We start from the raw sequence: 12253 nt of genomic DNA, 5'->3' as shown, positions 1-12253 counted from the left end.
GGCGGGGCGTATTCGATCGATGCTGGGGCCTACGTGCATTGATCAAGGCGCGTCGAAGCAACACTCATCGCGTGAAGCAGGGCCTCTATCGTTCCAGCTGGCAAACCGGGCAGAGGTGGCTCGATCGGTTCATGATCTTCTTCCGTACTATCTGCGTTCCGCAGCGCTCGCACGGGTGTCGAGCGATCCCATAGCCAGCCAGAAGGTGCACCCCGTAGCCTGCGTCCCACAATAGGAGCAATGAATTACGGGAGGTGTGACGAAGGGGTCTGAACTGTTCACCGGCGGATTCACGCCGGCGGGCGTGGTGACGTACAGTGCCTATGTTACGAGAACGGAGCCTCAGGACTTCAGCCTGAGAGGAACGGGCGCAGTCGAGGAAAGAGCCGGCCACAAGCGATCTACGGTCCAGGAAACCTCTGCCATCGACGGATGGACATTACATCCCTGCTGCGAAGACCCAGCTTCGACACCTCATTTTCGTTTGCCATCACATTCGAGCAGGTGGTCAGCGAAGATCCGGGTGTTGTCCTCGCCTGTTCGCGCGTCAGCCGCAGCGCAGCTTTGCCGATCTTCTGGACGTGCACGTCGTGCACGACCGAGCCGAGCGCCTAGTCCAAGACCGAGACTCGGATCATTGTCCTGATGAGCGGGCGTCCGTCGCGTCCACTCACCTTCTCGGTACGGGCCGGAAGTCTTCCCCGCCATATTCGCCGCCAGATGATCTTGGCGCTGTAGTTTTGGCGCTCGGCGGTAGTTACGACGTCGAGTCAATCGTCCTCAGATTCCGGCAGAGTCGTGCTCACTCCGTCGTCGCGCTCGGCCGGTCGTCGGCAGAGTGCGCTTGCTCGGCGTCGCAGCAGTCTCCCTTGGCCTTCCAGATGGACATAGGACGGCGTCCGGCGAGGGTTCCGAGCAGCAGCGCGACGAACACGGCCGCGACGGACACTCCGGTCACGACGCCGACGTGCCCCTGGACCCAGTCAGACACCGAAGTTGCGACCGCGGCGACGGCATTGGTGCGGCCGAACGCTGAAGCGTCATCGGTGACGGCCGGGTACCAGTACCAGGCCAGGTAGGCCCCGGTGAGGATGAGCACGGCGGCGGTGACCCTGGGGCCATAGCGTGCCAGTGAGGCAATGCGTCGCGAGAGCGCCGTACCGGCAGCGGCAGCGGTGACGGCGACGAGCAGCAGGACGCTCGCGGATCCCGCGGCGTAGACGGCGAAGACGAGGAGCAGGCCGGCGAAGCTGGCTGTGGCCTGCGCCTGCGCGACGACGGCGAGGAACACTCCGAAGGTGCACGACAGCGACGCCGCGGCGTAGCCGACCCCGAAGACGACCATGCGTGCGGTGCTCGGCGGACGCGCCGTGACCCGGCTGGGGATGCCGGGCAGCCGGAGCGAGAACGAGCGACCGGCCAGCATCGCAGCGCCGAACAGGACGAGCACGACGCCGACGGCGAGCCCCAGTGCTGGAGCGGCCTGGATCAGGCTCCGCGCTCCGGCACTCACAGCGATACCCGCCAGCGCCAGCGTGCCTGCGAACCCGATCGTCACGGCGAGGCCTGCCCGCAGCGATCGCAGGAGGCGCACCGGGGCCGGGGAGGATGCGGCGTCGCCCAGCGCGTGGGTGATCCATGCCGGAAGCAGTGCAAAACCGCAGGGGTTGACCGGGGCGATCATTCCGGCAGCGAAGGCGAGGGCAAGGAGTCCACCCATGGCTCAGGCCCCGGCCTTTTCGAGCTCGCCGATGATAGTCTCAGCGTCGGGGTCGGTGGCGCGGAAAGTCACCCGGCCGTCGGAATCGACGATGATGAGCGTGGATAGCGCGGCGACGTCGAATCGCTGGGACAGGGTTGCGCCCTGGTCGATGGCGGCGGGGACGCGTTCAGCCTCGACGTATTTCATGAAGCCTTCGATAGTCTCCTTGGTTTCGCGCGGATCCATGTCGACGGCGAGGAATCCGGCACCGGTGCCGTTCGCTTCCGCGCTGGCGGCGGCCTCGCCGAGGGATCGGACCCCGCCGACGCATTCGCCGCAGCCGACAGAGAAGAAGAACACCGCGGTGGGCTTCCCCGCGGCGGGCAGGCTGACCTGCCTGCCGTCGATGCTGGTCACGGCCGCGGGCGAGCCGACATCGGCTGTGGGCGCGGCGTCGTCAGATTTGCCGCAGGCGGTCAGGACCAGCGGTCCTGCGACCATGAGGCCTGCGAACGAGAGCGCCGCGCGGCGGGTGAGGGGGGTGGTCATAGGTTCTGGTCTTCCTTCGTGTCGGTGGCATGATCGGAATCAATGGTCGGGCAGCAGTCGTGGCCGGTGCGGTCGCTGCGGGTCCGGCGGTGGGCGGCGGCGAGTACGACGAGCACCACGAGCGCCATGCCGGTGCCTACCACACAGGGGTTGGCGAGGATCCCGCCGAGGCCGGCGAGCACGCCGCCGGCGATGAGCAGCGGCAGACCGCAGCACAGTGCCATGAGGAGCACGACCCCTGCCCCGAGCACCAGGCCGCCGCCGGGTCGGTCGTCGCGTCTGGTCGTCATCGGTGTTCTCGTTTCATTCGGGGCCCGGCTAGCAGCAGCGGTGGCAGCGGTCGGCAGTCTGGGCGTCGGCCCGGAGCCGGTCGAGCAGGTGGGAAGCGAGTTCGATGCCGATCTGATGGGCTTCGATCACCGGCACCGCTTGAGCCCCTGGGTGCTCAGCGAGCCATCCGGCGGCGTCGTCTGCAGATGTAAAGTAGTGCACCTGGTCGCAGAACGAGGAGCGGATCGAGGTGATCTGCTCCGGGTTCACCAGGGACACGACGGCGCTCGCGGGTTCGACGCGGGTGACGCCGGTGGCAGGGTCGACGTTGACGGCGACGACGATCCTCTCGCCGCTGGCCGGGGAGACAGACTCCACGCGGGCCGCCCGGTCGAGGAGGCCAGGGAAGACCAGGGTGTCCAAGGCGCACCAGGTGTAGAGCTCCTGACCGGCCACGGCGAATCGGTGCGGGGTCGGGCGCAGGGTGAGGCCCTGGCCGACGATGCGGCCCTGGTCGTCGTACTCAGTGTCGGGCACGGCGGCCAGTCCGTTGCAGACCTGCTCAGGGGTGCGGCCGGCGGCGGTGGCGAGCTGCTCGATCGTGACGGGGTCGCCGTCGACGAGCAGCCGCAGCAGCGGGACCAGCAGGCCGGGGTCGAGGCCGGTCTCCTCGGGCCTGTTGAGCCGATCGGGCAGTTGCGTGCTGAGGTCGGACATTTCGGTTTCCTCCAATTCTGAGTTCGGGCAGGTGCTGCTTCCGGGTCGGGTCAGGCGCAGCAGGACAGCTTCGAGACGTCGGCGGTGAAGGCCTTGGCGGCGATCCGGATGCCCTCGGCCATGGTCAGGTACGGGGCCCAGGCGTCGGCGACCTCCGCGACGCTCTTGCCGAGCACGTGGACTCCGGCAGCGGCGAGCTCTCCGGCGTCCTTGGCAACGGCGGTGAGGCCGAGGATCTCTCCGGTGTCCGCGTCGGCGACCATCTTGATGAACCCGCGGGTGTCCCGGTTCACCAGCGCGCGGGGCACGTACTCCAGCGGCAGCACCCGGCAGTCGCAGCGGATGCCTGCGTCGAGGACCTGCTTCTCGGTCATGCCGACCGCGCCGATGGCAGGCCCGGTGAACGTCACTCGCGGCAACCGGGCATAGTCCACCGACCTCTCGGCGTCGGCGAAGGCGTTCTCGGCGACCAGAGTGCCGTGGTGGGCGGCGACGTAGACGAATTCGGGGTGCCCGGTCACGTCGCCGGCGGCCCAGATCCGGGGGTTTGAGGACTGCAGCTGGTCGGAGACCACGATCTGCCCGGAGTCGCCGGTCTTGACCTCCACCGCCTCCAGGTTCAAGGCATCGGTCACTGGCCGGCGGCCGAGCGCGACCAGGAGCTGGTCGGCGCGGAACTCCTGCGAACCGCCGGGCACGTCGGCGGCCACGATGACCTTCCCGTCGGCGCTGCGAGCCACGCTGGTCGGGACCGCTCGGCGGACCACCCGGATGCCCTCGTCGGCGAAGACCTCGGCCAGCGCCTTGGACACCTCCGGCTCCTCCTTCGAGGCCAGCCGGGAGCGCACCAGGAGGGTGACATTCGATCCGAGGCGGGCGAACAGCTGGGCCTGCTCCAGCGCCACGTATCCGCCGCCGAGCACCAGCAGCGACTCGGGGACCTCGGTCAGTTCCATCGCCGTCGTGGAGGTCAGGTACCCGGCCTCCTCCAGCCCGTCGATCGGCGGGGCCCAGGGATGGGAGCCTGTGGCGACCAGGTACTGGGCGGCCTCGATCGTCTCGACAGCGCCCTCGACAGACCGAACCTCGAGGACCGGCGCTTCAGGGGTGCCGGCGAACGCGGCTTCGCCCTGCCGTACGTGCCAGCCGTACGACTCGGCGACGTCCACGTACTTTTCACCCCGCAAGCCTTCGACGAGGTCCTGCTTCCCGCCGATCAGCGTCGGCATGTCCACCGGTCCCGCGGCCGTGGCGATGCCGGGGAACCGCTGCGAGGCGTCTACGGCAACATGCCGGGCATCAGCGGCGGCGATGAGCGCCTTCGACGGCACGCAGCCGGTGTTCACGCACGTGCCGCCGAAGGTCCCGCGCTCGATCATCGCCACCGACTTGCCGAGCGTGGTCGCGCGGATGGCGGCGGCGAACGCGCCGCCTCCGGATCCGATGATGGCGAGGTCGTACTTGGTAGGCATCGCTGCTCCTGTCAGTCCTTGGATTTCTGCTCCGTCTCAGCCATACTGGACCTTCCAGTACAGGGGAAGGTCAAGCGCGGCCGCGACACGGATGGAGGAGGCCATGAGGATCGGGGAATTCGCCGAGGCGGCCGGCACCACGGCGAAGACGCTGAGGTTCTACGAAGAGCAGGGGCTGCTCCCCCCGCCCGACAGGACGTCGTCGGGGTACCGCGACTACCCGCCGGACGCAATCGCGCGCGTCGACTTCGTCCACCGTGGCCAGGCTGCCGGCCTCACGCTCGCCCAGATCCGCCAGATTGTGGACATCCGCGACGCCGGCCACGCCCCGTGCGCCCACGTCCGAGACCTGCTCGACGCGCGCCTGCGCGACATCGAGCAGCAGATCGCCCAGCTCACCGCCTTGCGCGACACCATCGCCAACCTCCGGGACGACGCGGCGCATCCCGAGCCCGAGACCTGCAGCGCGGACCAGGTCTGCCGGTACGTATAGACAAGAGAGCCGCGACCGGCGAATCCGACAGACCGCTGTTCCAGGGCGCACGACGATGCGCAGTGGCGCAACGATGCTGCCCCCTTCAGGGATGGCGGCAGGGACGATGGCCAGAGGAGCCGTTCTGGCATCGACATCTCGGTTTGGTCGATTGGCGAGCACCACGTCAGGACACGAGGACAGACCGGTTCAGAAGGGCCGGATCTGTTCACTCGGGACTCGCCGAGCTAGCAGAGCTGACCGCGGTCCACCATCCACGGCGATGAGACTCGCTATATATCTATGTACAGCGGATCGAGCCGAACCCCACTGCGACCGCGGTCCGCCTGCAACTCGAGAGACGACCTCTCGACTAGCGTTTCCGCTGGCAGAGCGGGCAAGAATAGCTCGACCCGTTCATCAACTACTCCCGCACGATCGGCGTCTCGCAGCGCCTGCAGGGCCGGCCGGCACGACCGTAGGCATTCAGGCTGCGGGCAAAATACCCGCTGCTGCCGGCCACGTCGACATAGAGGGAATCGAACGACGTTCCGCCCTGAACGAGCGCTGCATCCATGACCTCCCGCGCGGCATCGATCAGCGCAGATATCCTTGGCTTGCTCAACGACGATGCCGCCGTCTCCCCGTGCACCTTGGCAGCCCAGAGCGCCTCGTCGGCGTAGATGTTCCCGATACCGGACACCACCCTCTGATCCAGCAGCACGCGCTTGATGCTCGTGCGCTTGCTCTTGATCCGCTCAACTACGGCCGACTGGTCGAACAGCGGATCGAACGGATCCCGCGCGATATGGGCGATCGGCGACGGCAGCACCGCCCCGCCCTCGTCGTACATCAGATGCCCGAACGTGCGCTGGTCATCGAATCTAAGATCATGGCCGCCATCAGTGAAGGTGAACCGCGCCCGCTCGTGCGCAGCGACTGGAACGTCAGGGGACGTGATGAGCATCTGCCCGCTCATCCCCAGATGCGCGAGCAGCGCATCCTCGCCGTCCAGGATCAGCCACAGGTACTTGCCGCGTCGCTCAGTCCCGGTGATGGTCGCGCCGACCATCCGCGCAGCGAGATCTTCCGGACCGCCAGCATGACGACGAGCGGCCCGGGGATGCCAGACAACAGCCGAGGAGATCGTCCTGCCACGGACATGATCGTCGAGTCCCCGGCGCACGACTTCGACTTCAGGCAGTTCAGGCACAGGCCGCACCTCGCAGACTCCGCGACCCGGTGCTGTGGCGGTGCGCTACTGAGCATGTCGGACTATCAAGCTGCTTGCTCAGTGCCCGTCGTGCCTGGTCAGACCGAGGTATTGCTGGTCGAGGTCTGACCGCTACCAGACACAGCCAATCGCGACCTTTGCGTGCACGGCTTGCTTCGACCCGCTCTACGTCAATGTGGAAGCGGCCCGATTTTACGTTCACATTGACGTACAAGGTTTCGAGACGCATCCCACTTATGTATATATACCGCCCAATGGTAAAGAACGATGTCGAGAAGTATGTCTCAAACTGCGAGCCACCGGCTTGCCCTCACGGAATCGGAGAAAATGGAGGCCCTTGTCCGACTTGCAACTATCGAGAACCGAAGCGACTTCTCAGTCTGATGTGACGCATCTAATCAGTGTTGCGTGAGATTGACGTTATAGAGACATGTATTGGAACGGTGAAAATGCTCAAAAGGTCAATCCATGTCGACGTATCGTGGGAGGCCGCAGTTGCCCCTTGCTCACAGGTAGCACACGAGTTTCGTCAACCGACCCATAAATTTCTTTACTGACATGCCATCACCACACCGCAGCATCCACGGATACCCATCTTGGACCACGGCATCGGCCTCTGAACGGCTTTGAAAAACAAAGACCCACGCCACCGGATGCCCGGTGACGTGGGCCCGAATTGTCTGGTATTTCAGGGATTACCAGCCGCGCTCAGCCAAGCGGTGTGGCACCGGCACGTCGGCTACGTTGATGCCAACCATGGCCTCGCCCAAGCCGCGGGAGATCTTGGCCAGCTCATCCGGGTTGTCGAAGAAGGTGGTGGCCTTCACGATGGCTTCGGCGCGCTGCACCGGGTTGCCGGACTTGAAGATACCCGAGCCGACGAACACACCGTCGGCGCCCAGCTGCATCATCATCGCGGCGTCGGCCGGAGTAGCGATGCCGCCCGCGGTGAACAGCACGACCGGAAGCTTGCCGTTGGCTGCAACTTCCTTGACCAGTTCGTATGGAGCCTGCAGTTCCTTGGCGGCGACGTACAGCTCATCCTCTGGCAGGGCGGAGAGCTTCGCGATCTCTGCACGGATCTTGCGCATGTGCCCGGTGGCGTTGGAGACGTCGCCGGTGCCCGCCTCGCCCTTGGAGCGGATCATCGCAGCGCCTTCGTTGATGCGGCGCAGTGCCTCGCCCAGGTTGGTGGCACCGCAGACGAACGGCACGGTGAACGGCTGCTTGTCGATGTGGTTCTCGTAGTCCGCTGGCGAAAGCACCTCGGACTCGTCGATGTAGTCGACACCCAGGGACTGCAGGATCTGCGCCTCGACGAAGTGGCCGATGCGGGCCTTGGCCATCACGGGAATCGAGACCTCGTTGATGATCCCGTCGATCATGTCAGGGTCGCTCATGCGCGAGACGCCGCCCTGGGCACGGATATCTGCCGGGACGCGTTCGAGGGCCATGACTGCCACGGCTCCGGCGTCTTCTGCGATACGTGCCTGCTCCGGGGTGACCACGTCCATGATGACGCCGCCCTTGAGCATTTCGGCCATGCCGCGCTTGACGCGGTCCGAACCGACGACGGAGTTCTGATTGTTCGTAGACATGGAGGAATGGTTCCTTTCGACACTGCGAGATGCCCCTCCGGCCTGGAGCGAATGCGTCTTCCAAGGCGGCGGTGACTAGTTAGTACCCACTTATCGTAGGATCGACCTAGTTTATTACCCCCTGTGTTGCGTCATATTCAGAGACTAGGAGACAAGTCAGCTCGATGATGGTTGTAGCGTAATAATTCCCTCTTCGCGTTTCTAGTAGCCAGAACCGCTTTTGGCGGCAATGTTACGCGGCCCGCCATCGTGGGATGACTTGTCTACTCCATGGCATCCAGTACCCGGATTCGGCTTCGCGTTCCATGCAGCCGTTTTTATGCGCGGACTACTAAACGGCGATATCGCGCTGGGTGAAGCGCAGCATCGCAAGCAACCCTGTGGCGAGTGCGGCCACCAGCAGCACAACTTGCGCATCCCAGGTGAAGTCCTCCGCGGGAACCCTGGCAATTGCGCCGAAGGGCGTGGCCTTGATGGCTTCAGGTGGCAGCGAGAACAGGCTGCCGGACATGGCGGCCAGCATCGATAGTCCGTACACTGTCCAGGTAATCGCAGTGCCCCAGCGCGGCAGAAACCCGTTCAGCAGCAACTGGATCCCGAGCAGGTGAGCATTGCTGGCCAGAAATCCAAGCTCCCCGCGGCCAGCACCCGTGGATCTGCGGCGCCCTGGGAGCTGGCACCGGTGCCTCGGCGCGGGCAAGAGGTTGCGGCCGGTCAATGAAGGGGCAGGACAACCAACGCTTGCGTGCAACGAAAACGCGCTGCGCACCGCAGGATTTCTCCTTTGATGCGCAGCGCGTTGTACTTGCCCGCTAATGCCTAGCTCGGCGTTTCACTGTCCCATGCCCCGGCAATCGCGCTGCGAACCTCCGACAGGGTCTGCGGGATGGCCTTGGTCTGCGCGATGATCGGGAAGAAGTTCCCGTCGCCATTCCACCGGGGCACGATGTGCTGGTGCAGGTGGGCGGCGATACCTGCTCCCCCGGCTTCACCCTGGTTCATCCCCAGGTTGAAACCGGCAGGATTGGACACCTTGCGCAGCACGCGCATGGACTGCTGCGCCAGCGCCGCCATTTCCGCCGTTTCCTCGACCGTGATGTCGGTGTAGTTCGGCACATGGCGATACGGGCAGACCAGCAGGTGGCCGGGGTTGTACGGGAACAGGTTCAGGATCACATAGCAGGTTTTGCCACGGTGGACAATCAGCGCCTCCTCGTCGGTACGGCCGGGACCGGCGCAAAATGGGCAGCTGGCCTCGTCCTTGACCTGGTCCTGCCCGCCCTTGATATAGGCCATCCGGTAGGGAGTCCAAAGCCGCTGGAACGAATCCGGCACTCCGGCGAGTTCGAAGTCGTCGGTGACGGACTGGTCTGCGTGTTCCTGCATGCTCAATGGACTCCCTGTCCGAACTAGTTGTTGTTGTCGCGGCTCTTGATGGCTTCAACGATGCGGGCTACCGCATCATCGATGGGCACCTGGTTTTCCTGGCTGCCGTCGCGGAAGCGGAAGGACACGGCGTTCGCATCAGCATCTTCGCCGCCGGCGATGAGCACGAATGGAATCTTGTCCTTGGACGCGTTGCGGATCTTCTTCGGGAAGCGGTCCGAGGAGTCATCCAGTTCCACGCGCACGCCTTCGGCCTTGAGCTTGGCGACAACCTCTTCGAGGTAGCCGTTGAAGGCTTCGGCCACGGGGATCGCGCGCACCTGCACCGGGGAGAGCCATGCCGGGAAGGCACCGGCGTAGTGCTCGGTGAGCACGCCCAGGAAGCGTTCGATGGAGCCGAACTTCGCGGCGTGGATCATCACCGGTTCCTGGCGGGTTCCGTCGGCAGCCTGGTACTCCAGCCCGAAGCGCGCCGGCTGGTTGAAGTCGTACTGCACGGTGCCCATCTGCCAGGTGCGGCCGATGGCGTCCTTGGCCTGGACAGAGATCTTCGGGCCGTAGAAGGCAGCTCCACCTGGGTCGGCCACCAGCTCGACGCCGGATTCGGTGGCAACGCGCTCAAGCACGGCGGTGGCTTCCGCCCACTGCTCATCGGTGCCGATGAACTTGTCCGACTCCGGATCACGGGTGGACAGCTCCAGGTAGAAGTCGTCCATGCCGAAGTCCTTGAGCAAGGAGAGCATGAAGTTCAGCAGGTGCTCGACCTCGGCCGGTGCCTGCTCCTTGGTGACGTAGGAGTGCGAATCGTCCTGGGCGAAGCCGCGCACTCGGGTCAGGCCGTGCACCACGCCCGACTTCTCGTAGCGGTAGACGTGGCCGAATTCGAACAGGCGCAGCGGCAGTTCGCGGTAGGAACGTCCGCGGCCGCGGAAGATCAGGTTGTGCATCGGGCAGTTCATCGCCTTCAGCCGGTATTCCTGGCCCTGCTTGGTGATGTTGCCGTCTTCGTCGCGCTCTTCGTCGATGTGCAGCGCCGGGAACATGGTGTCCGCGTAGTACGGCAGGTGGCCCGAGGTGTGGAACAGCCCGTCCTTGGAGATGTGCGGGGTGCCTACGTACTGGAAGCCCTCTTCGACGTGGCGGTCGCGCACGTAGTCTTCCATCTCGCGCTTGATGATGCCGCCCTTGGGGTGGAACACCGGCAGGCCCGAACCCAGCTCGTCGGGGAAGGAGAACAAGTCCAGCTCGGCGCCGAGCTTGCGGTGGTCGCGGCGCTCGGCCTCGGCCAGTCGCTCCTGGTAGGCCTTCAGGTCTTCCTTGGTTGGCCAGGCGGTGCCGTAGATGCGCTGCAGCTGCTTGTTCTTCTCGCTGCCCAGCCAGTAGGCGGCGGCCGAGCGGGTCAGTGCGAACGCGTTCTTGATCAGCTTGGTGTTCGGCAGGTGCGGGCCGCGGCACAAATCCTTCCAGACGGTGTCGCCGGACTTGCGGTCGACGTTGTCGTAGATGGTGGTCTCGCCGGCGGCGACCTCGACGGTCACGCCTTCGCCGGAGGTGTCTGCGGAGTCGGCCTTGGCCAGCAGCTCGCACTTGTATGGCTCGTTGGCCATCTCGGCCTTGGCTTCCGCCGGGGATACTTCGCGGCGGACGAAGAGCTGGTTCTGGTTGATGATCTTCTGCATCATCTTTTCCAGCTGCTTGAGGTCTTCCGGGGTGAACGGTTCTTCGACATCGAAGTCGAAGTAGAAACCATCGGTGATGTACGGGCCGATGCCCAGCTTGGAATCCGGGCGCAGCTGCTGCACTGCCTGGGCCATCACGTGGGCGGTCGAGTGGCGCAGCACCTCCAATCCTTCTGGATCGTTGATGGTTACGCGGGTGACAGTGGTTCCGGCTTCCAGTTCGCGGGCCAAGTCGCGCAGTACGCCATCGACGTGCATGACAACCACGTCCTTGTCATTGGCGAAATGCTGCAGACCGGTCGTTCCCGCGTCCACCTGTACCTGCTCGCCGTCAATGGTGAGAGTCAGCTGCTCGCTCATGAGATCGGGTTCTACCTTTCAATCTGTGATGGCTTCATAGCTTGTGGCATACCTTGGCCACAGCCAGCCAGAATCCAGTTTAGTTCAGCATTGCGCTGCGCAACCGGTTCACTTCGGCTTTTGCGCCGTTTGTTCGCCCGAGTGTGACCCGTTCAACAGCTCGTCCGCCGATAGCAAGCCGGAGTAGTGCCACAGCTTGCGCTGAGAGGCGGGCTGCGAACTGGCGATCTTCCCGCTCTGCTGGTCCTTGCGGAAGGCCGGGATCACCTCATCCAGGCGGCGCTGCAGCTCCTGGCGTTCATCTTCGGTGAGCATCAGGTTGCTGGTGCTCAGCTGCGCCAGGTCCGGCCTGGAATCGCTGGCTCCGTACCAGCGCTGGGCGTGGGCCAAGGCCGCTTCCAAGCGCCGCTGCTCGTCGTGCATGACCTGCCCGAGGTAGGCATTCATGGCGGTGGCAGATCCGTCCCCGGTGCGGTCCGCGGGCTGGCCCGTGGTGTAGCCGGTAGCTGCCGGACGCCAGACGCGGTCGCGCTTGTCGCGCGCCAGCTCGGGAGCCTCCTCGATCATCTCGGCCTTGGCCAGCTCGCGCAGGTGGAAGCTGACCTTGTTCGGAGCCAGACCCAGCAGTTCGCCGATATCCGAGGCACGCCCGGTGCCCATTGCCGCCAACGCGTCGAAGATCTGCCGGCGCAGCGGGTTGGACATGGCCTTGAGCATGGGCGTGGTGAACGTGACATTCGACTGTGCTTGGGTCATGGGATCAGCATAGCAATTGCTCAAATTAAATTGCGCAAATTCTATTGCGCAAGTTTAT

General features: G+C 64.9%; 13 protein-coding genes. 1 reads left to right on the top strand and 12 read right to left on the bottom strand.

The genetic code is table 11. The features are described from left to right. Positions 1-85: 85 nt before the first annotated feature. The 6 genes from ANI01nite_RS16915 to merA all read right to left on the bottom strand — a co-directional run bounded on the left by ANI01nite_RS16915 (position 86) and on the right by merA (position 4710). Positions 86-211 (bottom strand): zinc finger domain-containing protein, encoded by a 126-nt coding sequence (locus ANI01nite_RS16915; protein WP_223289965.1) that lies wholly within the window; start codon positions 209-211, stop codon positions 86-88. Positions 212-802: 591 nt separating this feature from the next. Next, positions 803-1684, bottom strand: coding sequence for a cytochrome c biogenesis CcdA family protein (locus tag ANI01nite_RS00520; RefSeq protein ID WP_255314321.1), 882 nt, complete (start codon positions 1682-1684; stop codon positions 803-805). Positions 1685-1723: 39 nt separating this feature from the next. Beyond that, a complete protein-coding gene (locus ANI01nite_RS00515) occupies positions 1724-2251 on the bottom strand; it encodes a TlpA family protein disulfide reductase (protein WP_067476994.1) in 528 nt (175 codons plus the stop codon). Beyond that, entirely contained in the window at positions 2248-2541 is a 294-nt protein-coding gene (merT, locus tag ANI01nite_RS00510) for a mercuric ion transporter MerT (RefSeq protein WP_009378284.1), read from the bottom strand. Before merT ends, ANI01nite_RS00515 begins: the two co-directional genes overlap by 4 nt. A 28-nt stretch (positions 2542-2569) precedes the next feature. Further along, a complete protein-coding gene (merB, locus tag ANI01nite_RS00505) occupies positions 2570-3238 on the bottom strand; it encodes an organomercurial lyase MerB (RefSeq protein WP_093252920.1) in 669 nt (222 codons plus the stop codon). Positions 3239-3288: 50 nt separating this feature from the next. Beyond that, positions 3289-4710, bottom strand: coding sequence for a mercury(II) reductase (merA, locus tag ANI01nite_RS00500; RefSeq protein WP_141355269.1), 1422 nt, complete (start codon positions 4708-4710; stop codon positions 3289-3291). 103 nt (positions 4711-4813) lie between these two features. On the opposite strand from merA, the gene ANI01nite_RS00495 reads away from it, so the two are divergent. After that, positions 4814-5203, top strand: a complete 390-nt coding sequence (locus ANI01nite_RS00495; protein ID WP_009378277.1) for a heavy metal-responsive transcriptional regulator — start codon at positions 4814-4816, stop codon at positions 5201-5203. Positions 5204-5606: 403 nt separating this feature from the next. On the opposite strand, the gene mutM is transcribed toward ANI01nite_RS00495, so the two are convergent. The 6 genes from mutM to ANI01nite_RS00465 form a co-directional block, all read right to left on the bottom strand. Next, positions 5607-6395, bottom strand: a complete 789-nt coding sequence (gene mutM / locus ANI01nite_RS00490) for a bifunctional DNA-formamidopyrimidine glycosylase/DNA-(apurinic or apyrimidinic site) lyase (RefSeq protein ID WP_141355268.1) — start codon at positions 6393-6395, stop codon at positions 5607-5609. Between the two features lie 716 nt (positions 6396-7111). Beyond that, on the bottom strand, positions 7112-8014 hold the full coding sequence (gene pdxS, locus ANI01nite_RS00485; protein WP_066138509.1) for a pyridoxal 5'-phosphate synthase lyase subunit PdxS: 903 nt from the start codon (positions 8012-8014) through the stop codon (positions 7112-7114). Positions 8015-8345: 331 nt separating this feature from the next. Beyond that, complete coding sequence (locus ANI01nite_RS17265; RefSeq protein WP_503826019.1) at positions 8346-8783, bottom strand: efflux permease Rv1217c-related protein; 438 nt, start codon at positions 8781-8783, stop codon at positions 8346-8348. Positions 8784-8833: 50 nt separating this feature from the next. Beyond that, positions 8834-9400, bottom strand: coding sequence for an HIT family protein (locus ANI01nite_RS00475; protein ID WP_121866869.1), 567 nt, complete (start codon positions 9398-9400; stop codon positions 8834-8836). A gap of 23 nt (positions 9401-9423) precedes the next feature. Beyond that, on the bottom strand, positions 9424-11439 hold the full coding sequence (gene thrS, locus ANI01nite_RS00470) for a threonine--tRNA ligase (RefSeq protein ID WP_141355266.1): 2016 nt from the start codon (positions 11437-11439) through the stop codon (positions 9424-9426). 108 nt (positions 11440-11547) lie between these two features. Next, positions 11548-12195, bottom strand: a complete 648-nt coding sequence (locus tag ANI01nite_RS00465; RefSeq protein ID WP_141355265.1) for a winged helix-turn-helix domain-containing protein — start codon at positions 12193-12195, stop codon at positions 11548-11550. Positions 12196-12253 lie beyond the last annotated feature (58 nt).

The organism is Glutamicibacter nicotianae (assembly GCF_006539525.1).
GTDB lineage: Bacteria > Actinomycetota > Actinomycetes > Actinomycetales > Micrococcaceae > Glutamicibacter > Glutamicibacter nicotianae.
Note: the sequence above shows the minus strand (reverse complement) of the source record. Positions and strands in the feature narration are given on the sequence as shown.

What these genes read in the sequence shown, in the direction of transcription:
- pdxS (WP_066138509.1), bottom strand. Translation starts at nt 8,014, where the DNA reads ATGTCTACGAACAATCAGAACTCCGTCGTCGGTTCGGACCGCGTCAAG.
- merB (WP_093252920.1), bottom strand. Translation starts at nt 3,238, where the DNA reads ATGTCCGACCTCAGCACGCAACTGCCCGATCGGCTCAACAGGCCCGAG.
- merA (WP_141355269.1), bottom strand. Translation starts at nt 4,710, where the DNA reads ATGCCTACCAAGTACGACCTCGCCATCATCGGATCCGGAGGCGGCGCG.
- ANI01nite_RS00475 (WP_121866869.1), bottom strand. Translation starts at nt 9,400, where the DNA reads ATGCAGGAACACGCAGACCAGTCCGTCACCGACGACTTCGAACTCGCC.
- ANI01nite_RS00515 (WP_067476994.1), bottom strand. Translation starts at nt 2,251, where the DNA reads ATGACCACCCCCCTCACCCGCCGCGCGGCGCTCTCGTTCGCAGGCCTC.
- ANI01nite_RS00495 (WP_009378277.1), top strand. Translation starts at nt 4,814, where the DNA reads ATGAGGATCGGGGAATTCGCCGAGGCGGCCGGCACCACGGCGAAGACG.
- merT (WP_009378284.1), bottom strand. Translation starts at nt 2,541, where the DNA reads ATGACGACCAGACGCGACGACCGACCCGGCGGCGGCCTGGTGCTCGGG.
- thrS (WP_141355266.1), bottom strand. Translation starts at nt 11,439, where the DNA reads ATGAGCGAGCAGCTGACTCTCACCATTGACGGCGAGCAGGTACAGGTG.
- ANI01nite_RS00520 (WP_255314321.1), bottom strand. Translation starts at nt 1,684, where the DNA reads ATGATCGCCCCGGTCAACCCCTGCGGTTTTGCACTGCTTCCGGCATGG.
- ANI01nite_RS00465 (WP_141355265.1), bottom strand. Translation starts at nt 12,195, where the DNA reads ATGACCCAAGCACAGTCGAATGTCACGTTCACCACGCCCATGCTCAAG.